The organism is Streptomyces sp. NPDC057694, from assembly GCF_042799415.1.
Classification (GTDB): Bacteria; Actinomycetota; Actinomycetes; order Streptomycetales; family Streptomycetaceae; genus Streptomyces.
In genome coordinates this window covers 215,518-235,643 of record NZ_JBHVIX010000005.1, presented here as the reverse complement: position 1 = coordinate 235,643, position 20,126 = coordinate 215,518, and the positions used below count along the sequence as shown (strand labels likewise).

14 protein-coding genes are annotated in these 20,126 nt (G+C 70.1%); 5 read left to right on the top strand and 9 right to left on the bottom strand.

Going from position 1 to position 20,126, the window contains the following annotated elements; genetic code table 11:
- Window positions 1-168: 168 nt before the first annotated feature.
- Window positions 169-1,584, bottom strand: coding sequence for a proline--tRNA ligase (gene proS / locus ACFVDP_RS15315; RefSeq protein WP_383489055.1), 1,416 nt, complete (start codon window positions 1,582-1,584; stop codon window positions 169-171).
- A 258-nt stretch (window positions 1,585-1,842) separates the two neighbouring features.
- Here proS and ACFVDP_RS15310 point away from each other — a divergent pair, with 258 nt between their 5' ends.
- Window positions 1,843-2,703 (top strand): SAM-dependent methyltransferase, encoded by an 861-nt coding sequence (locus ACFVDP_RS15310; protein ID WP_383489052.1) that lies wholly within the window; start codon window positions 1,843-1,845, stop codon window positions 2,701-2,703.
- 13 nt (window positions 2,704-2,716) lie between these two features.
- Here ACFVDP_RS15310 and ftsH read toward each other — a convergent pair whose 3' ends face one another.
- The 6 genes from ftsH to ACFVDP_RS15280 all read right to left on the bottom strand — a co-directional run bounded on the left by ftsH (window position 2,717) and on the right by ACFVDP_RS15280 (window position 12,770).
- Window positions 2,717-4,660 carry an ATP-dependent zinc metalloprotease FtsH gene (gene ftsH, locus ACFVDP_RS15305; RefSeq protein WP_383489049.1) on the bottom strand — a complete coding sequence of 648 codons (1,944 nt, stop codon included), beginning with the start codon at window positions 4,658-4,660 and terminating at the stop codon, window positions 2,717-2,719.
- Between the two features lie 153 nt (window positions 4,661-4,813).
- Complete coding sequence (gene ffh / locus ACFVDP_RS15300; RefSeq protein ID WP_383489046.1) at window positions 4,814-6,373, bottom strand: signal recognition particle protein; 1,560 nt, start codon at window positions 6,371-6,373, stop codon at window positions 4,814-4,816.
- A gap of 388 nt (window positions 6,374-6,761) precedes the next feature.
- Complete coding sequence (locus ACFVDP_RS15295; protein ID WP_383489043.1) at window positions 6,762-9,203, bottom strand: [protein-PII] uridylyltransferase; 2,442 nt, start codon at window positions 9,201-9,203, stop codon at window positions 6,762-6,764.
- Window positions 9,204-9,234: 31 nt separating this feature from the next.
- The gene (locus ACFVDP_RS15290) at window positions 9,235-9,573 is read right to left on the bottom strand and encodes a P-II family nitrogen regulator (RefSeq protein ID WP_111668198.1); all 339 of its coding nucleotides are present in this window, start codon (window positions 9,571-9,573) and stop codon (window positions 9,235-9,237) included.
- Window positions 9,570-10,913, bottom strand: coding sequence for an ammonium transporter (locus ACFVDP_RS15285; RefSeq protein WP_383489039.1), 1,344 nt, complete (start codon window positions 10,911-10,913; stop codon window positions 9,570-9,572). Before ACFVDP_RS15285 ends, ACFVDP_RS15290 begins: the two co-directional genes overlap by 4 nt.
- 330 nt (window positions 10,914-11,243) lie before the next feature.
- Window positions 11,244-12,770: a hypothetical protein gene (locus ACFVDP_RS15280; protein ID WP_383489037.1), complete on the bottom strand. Its 1,527-nt coding sequence runs from the start codon at window positions 12,768-12,770 to the stop codon at window positions 11,244-11,246.
- Between the two features lie 482 nt (window positions 12,771-13,252).
- Here ACFVDP_RS15280 and ACFVDP_RS15275 point away from each other — a divergent pair, with 482 nt between their 5' ends.
- Window positions 13,253-13,921 carry a bifunctional DNA primase/polymerase gene (locus ACFVDP_RS15275; protein WP_383489034.1) on the top strand — a complete coding sequence of 223 codons (669 nt, stop codon included), beginning with the start codon at window positions 13,253-13,255 and terminating at the stop codon, window positions 13,919-13,921.
- Window positions 13,922-14,065: 144 nt separating this feature from the next.
- On the opposite strand, the gene ftsY is transcribed toward ACFVDP_RS15275, so the two are convergent.
- Entirely contained in the window at window positions 14,066-15,271 is a 1,206-nt protein-coding gene (ftsY, locus tag ACFVDP_RS15270; RefSeq protein WP_383489031.1) for a signal recognition particle-docking protein FtsY, read from the bottom strand.
- 250 nt (window positions 15,272-15,521) lie between these two features.
- Between ftsY and ACFVDP_RS15265 the strand changes: the two genes are divergently transcribed.
- From ACFVDP_RS15265 to ACFVDP_RS15255, 3 genes are all read left to right on the top strand, one after another.
- Window positions 15,522-16,979: a cytosine permease gene (locus ACFVDP_RS15265; RefSeq protein WP_383489028.1), complete on the top strand. Its 1,458-nt coding sequence runs from the start codon at window positions 15,522-15,524 to the stop codon at window positions 16,977-16,979.
- 62 nt (window positions 16,980-17,041) lie between these two features.
- A complete protein-coding gene (locus tag ACFVDP_RS15260) occupies window positions 17,042-18,016 on the top strand; it encodes an LLM class flavin-dependent oxidoreductase (protein ID WP_383489025.1) in 975 nt (324 codons plus the stop codon).
- Window positions 18,017-18,045: 29 nt separating this feature from the next.
- Complete coding sequence (locus tag ACFVDP_RS15255; RefSeq protein ID WP_383489023.1) at window positions 18,046-18,423, top strand: hypothetical protein; 378 nt, start codon at window positions 18,046-18,048, stop codon at window positions 18,421-18,423.
- 112 nt (window positions 18,424-18,535) lie between these two features.
- Here ACFVDP_RS15255 and ACFVDP_RS15250 read toward each other — a convergent pair whose 3' ends face one another.
- Window positions 18,536-19,951 (bottom strand): sugar porter family MFS transporter, encoded by a 1,416-nt coding sequence (locus ACFVDP_RS15250; RefSeq protein WP_383489020.1) that lies wholly within the window; start codon window positions 19,949-19,951, stop codon window positions 18,536-18,538.
- Between the last annotated feature and the right edge of the window lie 175 nt (window positions 19,952-20,126).

Here is a 20,126-nt window from a genome sequence, read left to right as displayed (position 1 = left end):
CTGACGAGGGCGGGTGCGCTGATCTGCGGAGAAGAAGCACAGCCCGCACCAAGGTGGTGCGTAGTGTCACGTACGCCCCGGCGCGTAGTCGGAGCTACGCGCCGGGCGCCGGATGCGCAAGAGGTGGTTTCGGCCTCAACAGGCCTCAGTCGGCCCGCGCCTCAGGCCTCAGTAGGCCCGCGCCACGACAGCGACGTTACCGGGTGCGTCGTCCGCGTCCGGCACCGCCCCGTCCGCGGTGAGCAGGCACCGTACGGACACCCCGTGCTCGGCGAGTTTCGCCTCGCCCGCCTCGCCGAGCGTGGCCCATGGGATGCGGGCCCAGCCGCCGGCCGTCGCCGCCTCGACGGCCTCGTCGACCGTGGCGACGTCGCTCGTACGGGATTCACGGCGCTCGCGCGACTGCCTCAGCAGGAGCGCCTGGTCCTCCTCGAGGATGCCGGGCAGGAGTGCGGCGAGCCCGTCGAGCGCGACCGGCGTCTTGCCGCCGGGGATGCGGCGGGCCAGCATCGCGGTCCCGTTCTCCAGGTCGCGCGGGCCCACCTCGACGCGGACCGGCACGCCCTTCAGCTCCCAGTCGACGGCGCGTCGCCCGAAGGGGGTGTCCGTGCGGTCGTCGACGTGGACGCGGATTCCGGCCGCCTTGAGCGACGTACCGATCTCGCGCACCTTGGCGAGCACCGCGGCGTCGTCCTTGATGGCGAGGACGACCACCTGGGTGGGCGCGAGGCGCGGCGGGACGCGCAGGCCGTGGTCGTCGCCGTGCATCATCACCAGGGCGCCGATCATGCGGGTCGTCGAGCCCCAGGAGGTCTGCCAGACGAGTTCCTGCTTGCCTTCTTTGGAGAGGTACTGCGTGTGGAACGCCTTGGCGAAGTTCTGGCCGAGTTCGTGGCTGGTGCCCATCTGGAGAGCCTTGCCGTCGCCCATCATCCCTTCGAGGGTGAGGGTGTTGACGGCGCCCGCGAAGCGTTCCTTCGGGGTCTTGCGGCCCAGGACGACGTCCATGGCGAGCACGGTCTCCATGAAGTCGGCGTACACGTGCCGGTGGATGCGCGCCGCGAAGTCGCGCGCCTCCTCATAGGTCGCGTGGGCCGTGTGGCCCTCCTGCCAGAGGAATTCCGTCGTCCTCAGGAAGAGACGGGGACGCAGTTCCCAGCGCACCACATTGGCCCACTGGTTGATGAGCAGGGGCAGGTCGCGGTAGCTCTGGATCCACTTGGCGAAGTAGTCGTTGACGATCATCTCGGAGGTGGGGCGGACGACGGCCGGTTCCTCCAGTTCCTTGCCGCCGCCGTGTGTGACCACGGCCAGTTCGGGCGCGAAACCCTCGACGTGGTCGGCCTCTTTGGTGAGGTAGGACTGCGGGATCAGGAGGGGGAAGTACGCGTTCTGCGTGCCGGTCTCCTTGATGCGCGCGTCCATGTCCTGCTGCATCCGCTCCCACAGGCCGTAGCCGTACGGTCGGATGACCATCGTGCCGCGCACCGGTCCGTTGTCCGCCAGTTCGGCTTTGGCTACGAGGTCCTGGTACCAGCGCGGGAAGTCTTCCGCCTGGGGCGTGAGAACGGGGGCTTTGGCCATGGCGCGCATGCTACGGCGCGGACTGCGGAGCACGGGAATCCTTTTCGCCCGTATGCCCGGCGTGCACCCGTCATATGACCGCCAGGGGGCGCACGACCGAGTACGCGCGCATTGCGCGTACGCCTGCCCGACACCCCCTAGACGCGGGGGACGATGCGGAGTTCTCTGGCATACGGGGGGAGTGCGAGCAGCGCGCGAAAACGGACCGTACGCATCGGCGACAACTCTCGGCATCTCTCGGCGAATTGGGGAATTTCCATGACACCTACGCTCGTGCAGCGGCACCTTTCCCACGCGGCATCCGTGCCGCGCGCGGACCTGTGCGCACGCGCGCGTGACTGGGCGGAGATTCAGGAACGCATGCTGGTCCCGCTCTACGAAGCGGTGTACGAGCGGCTTGAGGTCGGCTCCGGCACCCGTCTCCTGGGTCTCGGCTGCGGTTCCGGTCTCGCCCTCCTCATGGCTGCGTCCCGCGGCGCGGCCGTGACCGGCGTGGAGTCCGCCGAACCCGAGCGGCTCGCGCTCGCCCGCGAGCGGCTGCTGCCCGAGGTCTGGGCGGGACGGGGCAGGCCGAAGACCCGGCTCACGGACGGCGGCGACGACACCGCCGTGGCCGGGCCCGACGACAAGCCGTACGACATCGTCACCGCCTTCGAACCGATCGGCTGCACGGCCGGCGACTCGGAGGGGCTCTCGGCGCTCCTGGAGAGCGTGGCGCCACTCGCCGCGCGGGGCTCCGCCGTCGTGCTGGTCGGCTGGGGTCCCCCGGAGCGCTGCACCGCGTCGTCCGTGCTGCGGGTGGCGACGAAGCTGGCCGACCCCCTGCGCAGCACGGTCAGCTGGCGCCCCGCCCTCCGTGACGACCTGGAAGAGGTCGCCCAGCGGGCCGGGCTGCGGCCCGACGGCTCGGGCCGGGTGGCGTGCCCCTTCGGCTACGCGGACACGGAGAGCGCGCTCAAGGGGCTGCTGTCCACCGGTCTGTTCGACGCGGCGGTCGGAGCGACGGACTCGGCTCAGGTCGACAAGGAGGTGACGGAGGCGCTCCAGCCGTATGTGCGCAGGGACGGCACGGTGTGGATGCCCAATGTCTTCCGGTATCTGATCGCCCGTACTACCTGAGGCGCGCGGGCGCTCAGTCCTTGGTGAACCGGGTGACGCCGGCGACCCGGTAGGCGTCGGCCTCCTCCAGGGTCTCGTTCTCAAGGAGCGCCGCCGCCAGGGCGTCCAACTGGTCGCGGTGGTCGCGCAGTTTGCGGCACGCCTCCTCGTAGCACTCGTCCACGATGCGACGCATCTCGCCGTCGATCGTGTCCAGGGTGTCGGGGGCGGCGGCGAGCCCGTACGCCTGCTGGGCGTCGTTCGGCAGCGCGGAGAGGCGGCCGACCTTCTCGCTCATGCCCCAGCGGGCGACCATGCCGCGGGCGATGTTGGTGACCTGCTCCAGGTCGTTCTCCGCACCGGTCGTGACGACCCCGTAGACGACCTGCTCGGCGGCCATACCGCCGAGCGCGCCGATGATGCGGCCCCGCAGGTACTCCTCCGTGTACGCGTATTTGTCGGAGTCCGGGGTGGACAGCGTGACGCCGAGGGCGCGGCCGCGCGGCACGATCGTGATCTTGCGGACCGGGTCGGCGCCGGGCTGCAGCATGCCGAGCAGGGCGTGGCCGCTCTCGTGGTAGGCGGTGCGGCGGCGCTCCTCGTCGGGCATCACCAGCGGCCGTTCGGCGCCCAGCTGGACCTTCTCCAACGCCTCTGAGAGGTCGGTCTGGGTGACCTCCTGCTGCTTGCGCTTGACCGCGAGGAGGGCCGCTTCGTTGGCGAGGTTGGAGAGTTCGGCGCCGGTCATGCCCGGGGTCGTACGGGCCACCTGGGCGAGATTCACGTCGTCGGCGAGCGGGATCTGCCGCGTGTGGATCTTGAGGATGGCCTCGCGGCCGCCGCGGTCGGGCGGCGAGACGGTGACGATGCGGTCGAAGCGGCCGGGCCGGGTCAGGGCCGGGTCCAGGACGTCGGCGCGGTTGGTGGCGGCGATGACGATGACGCCCTCGGAGCCGGAGAAGCCGTCCATCTCGGTCAGGATCTGGTTCAGGGTCTGCTCGCGCTCGTCGTGGCCGCCCATGCCGCTGCCGCCGCCCCGCGCGCGGCCGATGGTGTCGATCTCGTCGATGAAGATGATCGAGGGCGCGACCTTGCGGGCCTCGGCGAAGAGTTCCCGGACGCGGGAGGCGCCGACGCCGACGATCATCTCGATGAACTCGGAGGCCGAGGCGGAGAAGAACGGGACGCCCGCCTCCCCCGCGACCGCTCGCGCGAGCAGCGTCTTACCGGTTCCGGGCGGGCCCGCGAGGAGCACGCCGCGCGGCATCTTGGCGCCCATGGCGCGATACGCGTCGGGGTTCTTCAGGAAGTCGACGACGTCGTTGAGCTCGCCCTCGACCTCGTCGATGCCGGCGACGTCGTCGAAGGTGGTGCGCTTCTTTCCGGGTTCCAACTCGACCGGTTTCGGCGGCTGTTTGCGGCCGAGCATGCCGCCCGCGCCGCCGCCCATGCCCTGGCTCATCCTGCGCGCGATGAAGATCCACAGGACGACGAGGAGCAGCATCGGGGCGAGCGAGATGAGCAGGTTGGACAGGAAGCTGCGTTCCTGGACGACCGGTTCGGCGGTCACCGTGACGTCGTGCTTCTCCAGGTTCGCCCAGAGGTCGTCGTCCGCGAAGGAGGGCCGCTGCGTCGTGAACTTCGTGTAGTTCTTGGCCCGGCTGTCGCTGTCGTCCGGGGTGGGCTGCTCCTTCTTGAGCTGGCCCTGGATCGCGTCGCCCTTCGCGTAGATCTTGGTGACGTTGTCGTCGGCGACCTGCTTGCTGAACTCGGTGTACGAGATGGTCGGCTCGTCGCCCTGGTTGAAGAAGGACAGGACCAGGTTGGCGATGAGGTAGACGATCAGGGCCGTCAGGATGAGGCCGCCCCAGCCGCCGGGCATCTTGCGCTTGGGCGGCTGCTGCGGAGGCGGTGGCGGTGCGCCCTCGGAACGCCAGGGCTGATCGGTGCGGTCGCGCGGGGGTACGGGGTTCGCCACGCCTGGTCCCTCCTGCCGACTGCCCTGGTCCTTGATCCTTGGTTCTTGGGCCCATCAGCGCACAGATCAGGACCGGCCGCCACCGGGGAGGAGGCGCGCGAAGGGCCCGGAACCGATGCGGTTCCGGGCCCTTCGCGCGCGTATTCGGGCAGGTCAGCCCATGAACTTCTTGAACTCGTCGGGAAGCTCGAAGTCCTTGCCGCCCTGCTGGTCCGCGCCGGGCAGACCGAGCGCGCCGCCGGACTCGGCGGCGGCCGCGCGGCGGGCGGCCTCCTCCTGCTCCTGCTGCTGGCGCTTCATCGGGTTGCCCGAGCGCTGCTTGCCCTTGGCCTTCTTCGGCTGCTTCTTCGTGCGGCCGGCACCGCCGCCCATGCCCGGCATCCCGGGCATCCCCGGCATGCCGCCGCCCTGGGCCATGCGCGACATCATCTTGCGGGCCTCGAAGAACCGCTCGACCAGGTTCTTGACCGCGCTGACCTCGACACCGGAACCCCGGGCGATACGGGCGCGGCGCGAGCCGTTGATGATCGCGGCGTCGGCGCGCTCGGCCGGGGTCATCGACTTGATGATGGCGGCGGTGCGGTCGACGTCGCGCTCGTCGAGGTTGTTGATCTGGTCCTTCATCTGCGCCATGCCGGGCAGCATGCCGAGCAGCTTGGAGATGGAGCCCATCTTCCTGACCTGCTCCATCTGCGCCAGGAAGTCGTCGAGCGTGAAGTCCTGGCCCTTCTTGGAGGCCAGCTTGGAGGCCATCTTCTCGGCCTCTTGCTGCGAGAAGGTCTGCTCGGCCTTCTCGATCAGCGTGAGCATGTCGCCCATGCCGAGGATGCGGGACGCCATGCGGTCCGGGTGGAACGCGTCGAACTCGTCCAGCTTCTCGCCGTTCGAGGCGAACATGATCTGGCGGCCGGTGACGTGCGCGATGGAGAGCGCCGCACCACCGCGGGCGTCACCGTCGAGCTTGGAGAGCACCACGCCGTCGAAGCCGACGCCGTCGCGGAACGCCTCGGCCGTGTTGACCGCGTCCTGACCGATCATGGCGTCGACGACGAAGAGGATCTCGTCGGGGCTGACGGCGTCGCGGATGTCCGCTGCCTGCTGCATCAGCTCCTGGTCGATGCCGAGGCGACCGGCGGTGTCGACGACGACCACGTCGTACACCTTGGTCTTGGCGTACTCGACGGAGTCCTTGGCGACCTGGACGGGGTCGCCCACGCCGTTGCCCGGCTGCGGGGCGTAGATGCCGACGCCGGCGCGCTCGGCGACGACGCTCAGCTGGTTCACGGCGTTCGGCCGCTGGAGGTCACAGGCGACGAGCAGCGGCGAGTGGCCCTGGGACTTCAGCCAGAGGCCCAGCTTGCCCGCGAGCGTCGTCTTACCGGCACCCTGCAGACCCGCGAGCATGATCACGGTCGGGCCGGTCTTGGCGAAGCGCAGGCGGCGCGTCTCGCCACCGAGGATGCCGACGAGCTCCTCGTTGACGATCTTGATGACCTGCTGCGCGGGGTTCAGCGCCTGGGAGACCTCGGCGCCGGCCGCACGCTCCTTGACCTGCTTGATGAAGGCACGGACGACGGGAAGGGCGACGTCGGCCTCGAGCAGCGCGATGCGGATCTCGCGGGCCGTGGCGTCGATGTCCGCTTCGCTCAGCCGGCCTTTGCCGCGGAGGTTCTTGAATGTCGCTGCGAGGCGATCGGAAAGAGTGTCGAACACGGCGGTCGCGAATCCTCGGGTCGGTGGGCTGTACGGACAGGTCGCCCTCCAGGGTATCGGGCCGCGGCTGCTTGGTCTGCGGCCCGGTCACGCGAGTGCGCCGCGCAGCACGGGGCTCCGCCCCGGACCCCGCTCCTCAATCACCGGAGGGGCTTGATTTCGGCGCCCTAGGGCCTGTCTTCAAACTCCTCTCGTCGCCCGGAGGGCGGCCGCGCGGCGTCTGGTGCGTGCTCTCGGCGTGCCGGGTGCAAGGCCTCGTACTGGACGTACTCGGCGTTGTGCCCGGTGCGGCGAAGGGGGTACCTCCCGCCCGAGCCGTGCGAAGCCGGTTCGAGGGTGGGGGCGCGTGCCAGGCGTCGCGCGGCAGAGAGGAGTTTGAAGACAGACCCTAGGCCCGCAGCGCCCCCTCCAACCCCTTGGCCACAGAAGCCGCCTCCTCGGCAGGCAGCGGCGCCCCCTCGGCCCCGGTGACATAGAACGCGTCCACCGCATTGGCTCCCAGTGTCGACACGTGGGCGGAGCGCACCTGGACGCCGGATGTCTCCAGTGCCCGTCCGATCCGGTAGAGGAGCCCCGGCGCGTCCTGGGCCCGTACCTCGATCACGGTCGCGAGCCGGGATCCGGCCGATGCCACGGCGACCCGGGCCGGTGGCGCCACCACGCCGCGGCGCCGCGGATAGGCGGCGTCCCGCTCGGCGAGCCGGGACGCGACGTCCAGAGATCCGTCGAGGGCCCGTACGAGGTCGGCGCGCAGCCGTGCGGCCTGCGGCAGGGAGCCGTACTCGGCGGCGACCCGCCAGTTCAGCAGCAGCACGGCCCCCTCGACGCCCTCCGGCAGCGTCAGGGACCGCAGTTCGGCCGTCCGCACGGTCAGCCGGTGCACGGCGAGCACTCCGGCCACTGCGGGCAGCACGCCCGGCTGGTCGGGTACGGCGATCAGGAGTTCCACGCCCAGCGGCTCGGGTCCGTCGGACGGGTCGGGCGCCGCCTCGGTCTGCGCGCGCAGGGAGAGCACGGGCCCGCGAGTGCGGTGTGCCTCCACGGCGAGCCGTTCCTGCTCGGCCGTGGGCTCCGCCGCGTCCGGATCGCGGGGCTCGTCCCCGGCGAGCACCGCCGAGACCCGCTTGACCAGGTCGGCGACGAGGGATCCGCGCCAGGTCGACCAGGCGGCCGGGCCGGTCGCGAGCGCGTCCGCCTCGGTCAGTGCGTGCAGCAGTTCGAGGGTGCCGACCGAACCGACCGCGTCGGCCACGGCCCGTACCGTCGCCGGATCCTCCAGGTCCCTGCGGGTCGCGGTCTCGATGAGCAGCAAGTGGTGGCGGACCACGGAGGCCAGCACGGCCACGTCGGCCCGGTCGAAGCCGATCCGCGCGGCCACGTCCCGGGTGATGATCTCGCCCGCGACCGAGTGGTCGCCGGGCCACCCCTTGCCGATGTCGTGCAGCAGCGCCGCCACCAGGAGCAGGTCGGGGCGGCCGACCCGGCGGGTCAGCTCGCTCGCGCGGACCGCCGTTTCGACCAGGTGCCGGTCGACGGTCCAGGTGTGCACGGCGTTGCGCTGCGGCCGGCACCGCACCCGCTCCCAGTCCGGGAGCAGCCGGGTGATGAGCCCTTCGGCCTCCAGCGCCTCCCACACGTCGACGGTGGAGCGTCCGGCGCCGAGCAGCGTCACGAGCTGTTCGCGGGCCTCTGCGGGCCAGGGGGTGGGCAGCGGCCGGGCCGCGGCGGCCATCCGGCGCACCGCGTGCAGCGACAGCGGCAGTCCCGCCTGGGCCGCGGCGGCGGCCGCCCGCAGTGGCAGGACCGGGTCGCGCTCGGGCTTGGCGGCCCGCGCGAGCACGGCCTCGCCGTCCATCTCGACGACGCCCTCGGCGAGCGGCGAGCGCTCCACCGGCGCGGCCTTACCGCCGCCGAGCATGGCGCGCAGCCGGGGCCGTACGGCACGCGACTGGAGGACCCGGCCGACCTCGCGCCAGGTGACGTCACTGGCGTACGAGATGGTGCGCGCGGCCTCGTACACCTGTCGCAGCAGGGTGTCGGCGTCCAACAGGCCGAGTTCGGCGGCGACCTGGTCCTGCTCCTGCAGAGCGAGTCGGTCGGTCGCGCGTCCGGTGGTCAGGTGCAGCGCGTCCCGTACGTCGAGCAGTCTGCGCCGCGCGTCGGCGAGCCCCTCGCGCGGGGCGTCCGCGAGCCAGGACGCGGCGACGGCCCGCAGCGCCGTCGCGTCGCGCAGGCCGCCGCGCGCCTCCTTCAGATCGGGTTCGAGCAAGTACTGCAGTTCGCCCTGGCGTTCGGCGCGCTCCTCGCACATCTCGCGCAGCTCAGGGAGCCGCTTGGGCGCCTGGTTGCGCCAGTCGGCGAGGATGGCGGTGCGCAGCCCGGCCGTCAGACCGAGGTCACCGGCGATGTGCCGGGCGTCGAGCAGACCCAGGTGCACCTTGAGGTCGTCGCCCGCGGTCTTGCGGGCCTCGGCGGGGGTGCGCACCGAGTGGTCGAGGGCGAGGCCGAGGTCCCACACCGGGTACCAGACGCGGTCGGCGAGGGCCGCGATCTCGCCGGGGTCGGCGGTGCCGTCGTGCAGCAACAGCAGGTCGAGGTCGCTGCGCGGGGAGAGTTCTCCGCGTCCGTAGCCGCCGACGGCCACCAGCGACATCCCCTGCGCGCCCTGGCCGAACAGTTCGGTCAGCCAGTCGTCGGTGAGCTCGGCGAGGGCAGAACGGCGCGGCGGCCCGGACTGCGCCTCTCCTTGGAGAAGACGCAGCCGGGCCGCCGCATAGCCGCTGGGTCGGTCGTCCGAGCTTTCGGTCCGTACGTCGTTCACACTCGTCACCCAGCGACTCCCGTTCCGTCCGTCGAATCGGTTACAGCGCGTCCGGTCCGCGCTCACCGGTCCTGACCCTCACGGCCGTCTCGACGGGGACCGCCCAGACCTTGCCGTCACCGATCTTGCCGGTCCGTGCCGCCTTCACGACGACATCGATCAACTGGTCCGCGTCGTCGTCCTCGACGAGGACCTCGATCCGGATCTTGGGTACCAGGTCGACGGTGTACTCGGCTCCACGGTAGACCTCGGTGTGGCCGCGCTGACGGCCGTAGCCGCTGGCCTCGGTCACGGTCAGCCCCTGGACGCCGAAGGCCTGGAGGGCTTCCTTGATCTCGTCGAGCCGGTGCGGCTTGACGACCGCGGTGATGAGCTTCATGCGTCCACCTTCTTGGAGTCCTGGGCGACCGGGGCGGGAACGGCCGTGCGGGCGATGGAGCCGCCGCCCGCTCCGCTGAAGTCGTACGCGGTCTCGGCGTGCTCGACCTGGTCGATACCGGCGACCTCGTCGTCCTCACTGACCCGCATACCGATGGTCTTGTCGATGAGGAAGGCGAGGATCGCGGAGGCGATCAGCGAGTAGGCGAGGACACCGCCGACACCGGCGCACTGCTTCCAGAACTGGGTGAGGCCGCCGCCGTAGAACAGGCCGGCCGCGTCGGACTGGCCGCCGCCGGTGGCGAAGAAGCCGATCAGGAGCGAGCCGACGATGCCGCCGACGAGGTGGACGCCGACGACGTCGAGCGAGTCGTCGTAGCCGAACTTGTACTTGAGGCCCACGGCCATGGCGCACAGGACACCGGCGATGGCGCCGACGGCGATCGCGCCGAGCGGCGAGATGGAACCACCGGAAGGAGTGACCGCGACAAGGCCGGCGACGGCACCGGAGGCGGCGCCGAGGGAGGTGAACGCGCCGTGGCGGATCTTCTCGTAGATCAGCCAGGCGAGCATCGCGGCGGCGGTGGCGACCTGCGTGTTGACGAACATGAGCGCGCCGACGCCGTCGTCGTTGCCGAGCCACGAGCCGGCGTTGAATCCGAACCAGCCGAACCACAGCAGACCGGCGCCGAGCATCGTCCACGGCAGCGAGTGCGGCCGCATCGGGTCCTTCTTGAAGCCGACGCGCTTGCCGATGACCAGGATCACGCCGAGCGCGGCGGCACCGGCGTTGATGTGCACGGCCGTACCGCCGGCGAAGTCGATCACGCCGAGGTCGAAGGCCCAGCCGCCGGTCCCCCACACCCAGTGCGCGACCGGGAAGTAGACGATCGTGGCCCACAGGGCGATGAACAGCGACCAGGCGGTGAACTTGACGCGGTCGGCCAGGGCGCCGCTTATCAGGGCGGGCGTGATGATGGCGAACATCAGCTGGAAGACGGCGAAGACGTAGACCGGGATGGTGTAGCCGTCCCAGAGCTGGGTCAGCCCGATCCCGCTGAGCCCGACGTAGTCGCCGTCCCAGCCGAAGAGCGAGCCCTTGTCCGTGCCGAACGCGACGGAGAAGCCGTACAGCACCCACAGGATCGTGATGATCCCGAGGCTGATGAAGCTCATCATCAGCATGTTCAGGGTGCTCTTGACCCGGACCATGCCTCCGTAGAAGAAGGCCAGGCCCGGCGTCATGAGCATCACCAGGGCGGAACAGATCAGCATGAAGCCTGTGTTCGCGGCAGAGAGCTTGGGCGCTTCTGCGGCGAGCGTGATGGCGGCTGGTGCCATCGGCGTCTCCTCGTCGTTGGTACGGCCCCGTGCGGGCGAAGCCTGAGCGGTCACATGAGGGGTGGGCCGGTTATGAGCCATGAGATTGGCGCAGCGCGGTTTCCGTGGGTGCCCCTCGATGTTTCGCCGCAGTGACGAAGAGGTCGTGGGTGTTACGCGTCCATGAACTGCCGGATGACGGGTTTGCCGATCGTTATCGTGGCGCAACCGAGCGACGGTCGCGGCGTGCACGTGGACCGGCCGCGGCCGCCGTCCTCGATGACCTGGCGCGGGGGAGCCGAGTCGGGCTGTTTCGGGACGGGCCGGTCGCGGCCGGGGTTCTGGAGGTGCTCAGACCGCCGCTTCGGCGGTCTCGGGCAGCTGTGCGGCGAGCAGTTCGGTGAGATCGATGACTTCGGCGAGGTCGCCGAAGTCGCGGACCGCGGTGTCCACGGTCTTGCGGATCCGGGTGTTGACCCGCTCCGAGCGCACCTTCCGGGCGATGCCGAGAGCCTGCCTGGCCATCACGGTCGCCTGCTCCGGCTCCTTCTGGAGGAGGTGCACGGTGGCCATCCCGATCAGGTTCAGCGCATAGGAACGCTGGTGCTCGGCGTCCTGGCCGAACAGTTCGACGGCGCGCTGCATCAGGGGCTCGGACATCGACGCATACGCGGGGCTGCGCCCGGCGACATAGGCGAGGTCGCGGAACGAGTGGCTGTTCTCGCCGTGCAGTTCGGCCGCGGAGAAGAAGCGGATCCAGTCGGGATCCGGCTCGTCCCAGTCGTCGGCGTCGGTGAAGGTGTCCTCGGCCATCCGCACGGCACGCTTGCACTTGCCGGGCTGCCCCATGTTCGCGTAGGCGCGGGCCTCCATCGCATACAGCATGGCCTGGGTACGCGGACTGGCGCAGTCGCGGCTGCCGTACTGGGCGAGATGGACGAGTTCCAACGCGTCGTCGGGGCGGCCGAGATGGATCATCTGGCGGCTCATGCTGCTGAGAATGTACGAGCCCAGCGGCTTGTCGCCCGCTTCCTTTGCGGCGTGCAGGGCGAGCACGAAGTACTTCTGGGCTGTGGGCTGCAGACCCACGTCATAGCTCATCCATCCGGCCAGCTCCGCCAGTTCGGCGGCGACCTTGAACAGGCGCTTGGTGGTGGCCTCGGGCTGCGGCTCCTGGAGGAGGTCGGTGACCTCGTGCAACTGGCCGACGACCGCCTTGCGGCGCAGTCCGCCGCCGCACTGGGCGTCCCACTGGCGGAACATGACGGTGGTGGACTCCAGGAGGTCCAGCTCCGGCGTCGAGAGCCGGTTCCCACGGCGGGGGGCGGCGGTGGCGCTTCCCTGGTCCGGCCGGCTCGCTCCGGCGCCCAGGGTGGGCACCAGCCAGCGCTGCATCGGCTCGATGAGGGCGGGTCCCGCGGCGAGCGCGAGCGAGCTGCCGAGGAAGCCGCGGCGGGCGAGCATCAGGTCGCTGCGCGAGAACTCACCGATGAGCGCGACGGTCTGCGGCCCGGTCCACGGCAGGTCTACGCCGGACACGGAGGGTGCCTGGTGTGCGGCGCGCAGGCCCAGGTCCTCGACCGCGACGACACAGCCGAACCGCTCGGAGAACAGCTCGCTGAGGATCCTGGGGATCGGCTCGCGCGGGTTCTCCCCGTCGAGCCAGCGCCGGACCCGCGAGGTGTCGGTCGAGATGTGGTTCGCGCCCAACTGCCGCGCCCGCCGGTTCACTTGACGTGCCAGCTCGCCCTTCGACCAGCCACTGCGCAGGAACCACGAGTTGAGCAGTTCGTTCGGGCGCTTCTCCGCGTTCGCCACGCTGCCGCCGCTGCCGCTGCCGCTGCCGCCCACTGGAACGCCCCCATTCCCTGAAGCCATCTACGCGATCTCCGCCGCCGAGCGATCTGTGCCGTCCGAGACGCCAAACGCCGAAGCCCTGTCGAGCCCTGTCGGCCACTCATTGTCAGCAAGCACTACCAGGATGCCGTCAACCACGGCCCCCCGTCCGGCAGTTGTCACTCCTCGAACAGGAATCCGGCTTGCCTCCGGCATACCCACGAGTGCATGTACCCCGAGGGTTCGTGCACTGAAAGTAATCCTACGATCACCCCTCTCGCGAGGGCGAACCCCGAAACGCCACCATTCGCCACCCCCTCGAATGAACTCAGTTGCGCCCACACACGATTCACTTGACATAGGACAGCCGGAGATGGGCGGAGCGTAGTGCGCCGGGGCGCGTGACCCCACGGCGCACCACCCCGGATGCGGCTCGGCGCCGCCTTGACCAAGTGGCGAGTGCATCGGGTCACGATCCGTATCCGTCGCGTAACCACCGGCGCGCGGGACCTGTTGGAGGGGGCATGGGCTTCACGATCGGCGGAATTCGCGAGATGCGTTCCGGCACACGACGCCGGGGCCGCGCGGCCGGCCGCGCTTCGGACTGCACCACGGTGGCGGAGTTCACCGGACTGTGGGGCTGGGACGTGATTCCCGGCGCCCGCGCCGCGGGCGGAGTCTGCTCGTGCGGCAAGACGGACTGCCCGGCCCCGGGCGCCCACCCGCTCGACCCGACCGCCCTGGTACCGGCCGGCGCCACTCTCGACGAGGTGACGGCGGCCTGGGGGCAGTTCCCCGGCGCCGCGGTGCTGCTCCCCGTCGGCCGCGCCTTCGACATCCTGGACGTCCCCGAGGCGGCGGGCCGCCGCGCCCTGATCCGCCTGGAGCGCATGGGACTCCCCCTCGGCCCGGTCGTCGCCACCCCGGAGGGCCGCGCGCACTTCTTCGTCGCCCCGGGTGCCGCGGCCGAACTGCCGACCCTGCTCTACCGCACGGGCTGGGACGGCGCCTCGCTCGACCTGCACGCGCTCGGCGCCGGTGAGTACATCACCGCTCCGCCGTCCGACCGTGCGGGCCTCGGACCCGCGACGTGGCTGCGCGCCCCGTCCCTGGACACGGCGACGCAGCCGCCGCAGGCGCGACTGCTGCTGGGCGCACTGGCGTACGTGGCTCACAGGTCGCCCTGCGCGTAGGCCCACCCGCCCTGCGCACGGCCGCCCCCGCGCGCAGTCACCCCGCAAGAGAAGAGCCGCGTAAAGAAGGCCGCACAAAGAAGGGTGCGGGGAACTGCGTCTCCGCAGTTCCCCGCACCCTTGCGTCCGGCGGCGCCGAATCGATTACTCGCCGATCAGCGCGTCCACGAACGCCTCGGCCTCGAACGGCGCGAGGTCGTCCGGGCCCTCGCCCAGGCCGATCAGCTTGACCGGCACGCCCAGCTCGCGCTGGACCGCGATGACGATGCCGCCCTTGGCCGTGCCGTCCAGCTTGGTCAGCACGATGCCGCTGATGTCGACGACCTCGGCGAAGACGCGGGCCTGGACCAGCCCGTTCTGCCCCGTCGTCGCGTCGAGCACGAGCAGCACCTCGTCGAGCGGCGCGTGCTTCTCCACGACGCGCTTGACCTTGCCCAGCTCGTCCATGAGGCCGGTCTTGGTGTGCAGCCGGCCCGCGGTGTCGATGAGGACGACGTCCGCGCCCTCCTCGATGCCCTCCTTCACGGCGTCGAAGGCGATGGACGCCGGGTCGCCGCCCTCGGGGCCGCGCACGGTGCGGGCACCGACGCGCTCGCCCCAGGTCTGGAGCTGGTCGGCGGCGGCGGCGCGGAACGTATCTGCGGCGCCGAGCACGACGTTCTTGCCGTCGGCGACCAGCACACGCGCGAGCTTGCCGGTGGTGGTGGTCTTGCCGGTGCCGTTGACCCCGACGACCATCACGATGCCCGGGGTGTCGAGGTTCGAGTCCGTCTTCACGGCCCGGTCGAACTCGGGAACGAGCAGCTTGAGGAGCTCTTCGCGCAGCAGGCCGCGCAGCTCGTCCGGGGTGCGGGTGCCGAGGACCCGCACGCGCTCGCGCAGGCTCTCGACCAGCTCCTGGGTGGGCTGCACACCGACGTCGGCGGTGAGCAGGGTGTCCTCGATCTCCTCCCAGGTGTCCTCGTCGAGGTGCTCACGCGACAGGAGCGTGAGCAGCCCCTTGCCGAGCGCGTTCTGCGAGCGGGAGAGACGGGCGCGCAGCCGCACCAGGCGGCCCGCGGTCGGCTCCGGTACCTCGACCTCGGGAGCTGCGGGTTCCTCGACCACCACAGGAGCCGCGGGCTCCTCGGTGACCGGAAGGTCCACCTCCTCGATCGTGCGCCGCGCTTCGTCGCGCGGCGTCTCGGCCTCGTCGCCGACGTGCGGCTCGGCGGGCGGGGCGGCGGTGATGTCGGGTGCCGACGGGGGAGGAGGCGGCAGCTGCTTCTTCTTGCGACCGCTGACCACCAGCCCGCTGACCGCGACGATCGCGACCACCGCGATGACTACAGCAAGGATGACGATTTCCATAACTCGTCCAGTATCAGTCATGGGCCCCGGGCGGGGCTGTTCTCGTTGCTTCCTCCAAAGGACAAAGGGGCCTGGAGGGTATGACTCGGACTAAAGTACGATGGAAGAGGTCGCGTCAACGCGCGTAGAGTCCATCGAGAGCGACACGCCCGGCACCACCGGGCCGGCCCTGGCCCGACAGGCACCCACCCCCACCGGCTCTCCCGTCCCCCACGTCTGAGCCGAGCGAGAGGCACGGAACCCCACCGCTATGAGCAAGACCGCCGCATCCGAAGGCGCACTCGAAACGCGCGGCCTCGAGCCCGTCCCCGATTCCGAGCGCACCGCCAAGACCCGCGACCTCTTCCCCACCTGGGTCGGCGCCAACATCAGCGTGCTGCTGCTCACGATGGGCGCGAGCCTCGTCGTGGCCTACAAGCTGAACTTCTGGCAGGCCCTCGTCGTCGCGATCGCGGCGCCCATCGTGTCGTACGGCCTGGTCGGTCTGATCGGCATCGCGGGCAAGCGCGGCGGCGCCCCCGGCATGGCGCTGTCCCGGGCGGTCTTCGGCCAGCGCGGCAATCTGCTGCCCGGATCACTGATCTGGGTCGCACGCTGGGGCTGGGAGACGATCAACGCGGTGACGGGTGCCTACGCCGTCCTGACGATCCTCAGCATTCTGTTCGACATCAAGAAGAACAACGTCCTGGTGATCGTCACCCTGCTCGCCTTCGTGGTCGCCACGTTCGTGATCTCGGGGCTCGGCATCAACGCCGTACAGAAGTGCAACAAGTACGCGACGTACCTCTTCGGACTCTTCTCGGTACTGGTACTGGTCTACCTGATCATCAACACCGACTGGTCCGCGGTCTTCGGCCGCCCCGCCGGGCAGACCTCGCTGATGGTCGCGGGCATCGGCATGATCGCGGCCGGTGGCGTCAGCTGGATCCCGTCCTCCCCGGACTTCACCCGGTACCTGCCGCGCACCGCCTCCTCCCGGGCGATCGTCGGCACCTCCATCGGCGGCGCGGGCATCGTCGTGCTCCCCATGGTCCTGATGGGCGCCGTCATGGCGGTCTCCACGCCCGACCTGGCCTCGGCGTCCGACCCGGTCTCCTTCCTCGGTGAGCTGCTGCCGACCTGGATCGCGGTGCCGTACCTGCTGATCTCCCTGGTCGGCATGCTGCTGATCAACGCCATGTCGATGTACTCGGCCGGCTTCACCGCGCAGACCCTCGGCTTCAAGGTCCCGCGCCACTGGGCGGTCTCGGTCAACGCGGTCATCTCGCTGATCTTCGGCGGCATCCTGATGCTGGTCGCCACCAGCTTCATGGGCTCGTTCATCGCCTTCCTGTCGCTGCTCGCGGTGGCCTTCTCCGCCTGGGTCGGCGTCTTCGGCGCGGACATGTTCAAGCGCAAGCACTACGACGCCGCGGCCATGCTCGACACCACCCGCACCAGCGCCTACTGGTACAAGGGCGGCTTCTCCCCCGCCGCCGTCGCCTCCTGGGCAGCGGGCCTCGGCGCGGGGCTGCTCTTCACCTCGTCGGACTGGTTCTCCGGCCCGCTCGCCGGCAACAACTTCATCGGTGAGTACGGCCTCGGCTGGATCGTCACGATCGTCGTCTCCGGCCTGCTCTACCTGGCGCTGCCGAAGCCGGTGGACACCACCAGGGACCCGGACGCCGCCGACGAGGCGCCCCGGGAGCCCGAGGCCATGGCTATCTGACGCACTGTCAGCTACCGTCCCCCTTCACCCGAGCCCCGAGCCCGCTGAAGGGGGACTTTTCCATGCCCGTCTCCGTCGTACGGTTCAATCTGGTCGATCCCGCCGGTACGCCGGAGTCGCTCAGCGCCCGCTACCAGGCGGCCGTGGAGATGGCGGTGTACGCCGACGAGCACGGCATCGACACCGTGCAGACCGAGGAGCACCACGGCGTCGCCAACAACTGGCTGTCCTCGCCGTTCACCTTCGCCGGCGCGGTCCTCGGCGCCACCCGGCGGATCGCGGTCACGGTCTCCGCGATCATCGGCCCGCTGCACGACCCGCTGCGCCTCGCCGAGGACATCGCCGTTCTGGACCTGCTCAGTGGCGGACGCCTGGTGACGGTCGCCGGGATCGGCTACCGGCCCGAGGAGTACGCCCAGTTCGACGTGGAGTGGAAGCGGCGCGGCAAGCTCCAGGACGAGCTCCTGGAGACGCTGCTGAAGGCCTGGTCCGGCGAGGAGTTCACCTTCCGGGGACGCCGGGTCCGGGTCACTCCCCGGCCGTTCACCCAGCCCCATCCCCTGCTCCTGGTCGGCGGCTCCTCGCAGGCGGCCGCGCGCCGGGCGGCCCGGCTCGGGCTGCCGCTCTTCCCCAGTGCGCATCTGCCGGAGCTGGAGACGTACTACAAGGAGAAGCTCGTCGAGTACGGGACCGAGGGCTGGACCATGATGCCCACCGAGACCACCCCGCTGCTTCACCTCTCCGAGGACCCGGACCGCAGCTGGGCCGAGCACGGCGAGCACTTCCTGCACGAGGCGCGCACGTACGCGTCCTGGCAGTCCGGGGACATCAAGTCGGCGGTGAAGTCGGGAGCCTCGACGGTCGAGGAGCTGCGCGCCGAGGGCGTCTACCGGATCCTCACGCCCGAGGAGTGCGTGGCGCAGGGCCTCGACAACTACGTACTGCACCCGCTGTCGGGCGGTATGCCCCTGGAGGAGGGCTGGCGCAGCCTGCGGCTGTTCGCGGAGGAGGTCATTCCGGCGATATCCGGTGGCTGAGCGGCGGCCGCCGGTGATGCACTGCGGGCATGAGCCTGCTCGTGGAGGTCTTCGTCCGTGACCCGGACGGCGAGATGCGCATCCTCGACGTACCGGACGACGTGTATCAGTCCGGGGGCTTCGAGTCGTGGCGCAAGACGGTGTGGGGTTCGCCCACGGCACGTTCGCTCGGCGCCCGGCTGCTGCCGCTGCTCGCCATCGACGATCTGTACGTCGAAGCGCCCGACGTCCCCGCTCTGCTCGCGGAGGTGGATCTGCTGCGCACCCACGCGGCGGAGCTCGCCCGGGCCACCGCGAGGGTCTGCACGTCGGAGCAGCAGCGGCGCGGGATCGAGCAGCGGCTGCGGATCATCGAGGAGAGCTGCCGCAAGGCGCTGGAGATCGGCGGCGGCGTCCTGATCTGGTGACCCCCCTCGACGACTGCGCCGCCACCGGAGACCGGTGGCGGCGCAGTCGTACGGGGAGACGGCGGCGGGGGAACAAGAGCCGCCTCCCCGGGTCGTACGAGGAGTGGGCGGGTCAGCCCATCTCCTCCAGGGACTTGCCCTTGGTCTCCTTCACGAACTTGAGCACGAACGGGATGGAGAGCGCGGCGAAGACCGTGTAGATGATGTACGTCACGGAGAGGTTCCAGTCGGCCAGCGACGGGAAGCTCGCGGTGATCGCCCAGTTGGCGATCCACTGGGCCGAGGCGGCCACACCGAGGGCCGCGGCGCGGATCTTGTTCGGGAACATCTCGCCGAGGAAGACCCAGACGACGACACCCCACGACAGGGCGAAGAAGAGCACGAACACGTGGGCCGCGACGAGGGCCACCCAGCCCTGCGTGGCCGGCAGCTTGCCGTCCACCAGGTCGTAGGAGAACGCCCAGGCCTCCAGCGCGAGGCCGATGACCATACCGACGGAACCGATCAGGGCCAGCGGCTTGCGGCCGATCCGGTCCACGAAGATCATCGCGATGACCGTACCGACGATGTTGATGATCGACGTCGTGAACGAGTAGAAGAACGAGTCCGACGGGTCGACACCGACCGACTGCCACAGCGTCGAGGAGTAGTAGAACGCGACGTTGATGCCGACGAACTGCTGGAAGACGGAGAGGCCGATACCGACCCAGACGATCGGCTTGAAGAAGAAGCTGCCGCCGAGCAGGTCCTTGAAGGTGGACTTGTGCTCGCTGCGCATGGCGTTCTCGATCTCGCCCACGCGCGCGTCCAGGTCGATCTTGTCGCCCTCGACCTCTTCGAGGACCTTCTTGGCCCGCTCGGTCTTGCCGACGGAGATCAGGAAGCGCGGCGACTCGGGGATCGCGAAGGAGAGCAGGCCGTAGAGGATGGCCGGGATGACCATGACGCCGAGCATGACCTGCCAGGCCTCGAGGCCCATCAGCTTGCCGCGCTGGTCGCCGTCCGCGGCGTTCAGCAGACCCCAGTTGACGAGCTGGGAGATGGCGATGCCGATGACGATCGCCGCCTGCTGGAAGGAACCGAGCCGGCCGCGGTAGGCGGGCGGGGCGACCTCGGCGATGTACGCCGGGCCGATGACCGAGGCCATACCGATGGCGAAGCCACCGACGATCCGCCAGAACGCCAGGTCCCACAGGGCGAAGGGCAGCGCCGAACCGACGGCGCTGATGGTGAACATGACCGCCGCGATCTGCATGCAGCGGATGCGTCCGATGCGGTCGGCGATCCGGCCCGCGGTGGCGGCGCCGATGGCACAGCCGATCAGGGCGATGGCGATCACCTGCGCGAGTGCGGCAGAGCCGATGTCGTACCGGTCGCGGATGGCTTCGACGGCACCGTTGATCACGGAACTGTCGTAGCCGAACAGGAAGCCGCCCATCGCGGCCGCGGCCGCGATGAAGATGACATGGCCCAGATGCTCGGGATGAGCGTCCCGGGCTCCGGACGAAGGTGCCGCTGTGTCGGTCACGTGTACTCCTCGGGCCACCGGCTTCGCTGCCGGGGGTGGGGGCGAGCTCTTCAAAGTGGCGCACAGCATCACGCGGCCCACCACCTGAAGGTAAAAGCAACGTTGCAGAGACTATGTGTTCAAGTTTCGAAGTCAATACTTGGGGTGCTGTGAATTTTTGAGCACAGGAGAGGCG

What these genes read in the sequence shown, in the direction of transcription:
- proS (WP_383489055.1), bottom strand. Translation starts at nt 1,584, where the DNA reads ATGGCCAAAGCCCCCGTTCTCACGCCCCAGGCGGAAGACTTCCCGCGC.
- ACFVDP_RS15310 (WP_383489052.1), top strand. Translation starts at nt 1,843, where the DNA reads ATGACACCTACGCTCGTGCAGCGGCACCTTTCCCACGCGGCATCCGTG.
- ACFVDP_RS15290 (WP_111668198.1), bottom strand. Translation starts at nt 9,573, where the DNA reads ATGAAGCTCATCACCGCGGTCGTCAAGCCGCACCGGCTCGACGAGATC.
- ACFVDP_RS15285 (WP_383489039.1), bottom strand. Translation starts at nt 10,913, where the DNA reads ATGGCACCAGCCGCCATCACGCTCGCCGCAGAAGCGCCCAAGCTCTCT.
- ACFVDP_RS15280 (WP_383489037.1), bottom strand. Translation starts at nt 12,770, where the DNA reads ATGGCTTCAGGGAATGGGGGCGTTCCAGTGGGCGGCAGCGGCAGCGGC.
- ACFVDP_RS15275 (WP_383489034.1), top strand. Translation starts at nt 13,253, where the DNA reads ATGGGCTTCACGATCGGCGGAATTCGCGAGATGCGTTCCGGCACACGA.
- ftsY (WP_383489031.1), bottom strand. Translation starts at nt 15,271, where the DNA reads ATGGAAATCGTCATCCTTGCTGTAGTCATCGCGGTGGTCGCGATCGTC.
- ACFVDP_RS15265 (WP_383489028.1), top strand. Translation starts at nt 15,522, where the DNA reads ATGAGCAAGACCGCCGCATCCGAAGGCGCACTCGAAACGCGCGGCCTC.
- ACFVDP_RS15260 (WP_383489025.1), top strand. Translation starts at nt 17,042, where the DNA reads ATGCCCGTCTCCGTCGTACGGTTCAATCTGGTCGATCCCGCCGGTACG.
- ACFVDP_RS15255 (WP_383489023.1), top strand. Translation starts at nt 18,046, where the DNA reads ATGAGCCTGCTCGTGGAGGTCTTCGTCCGTGACCCGGACGGCGAGATG.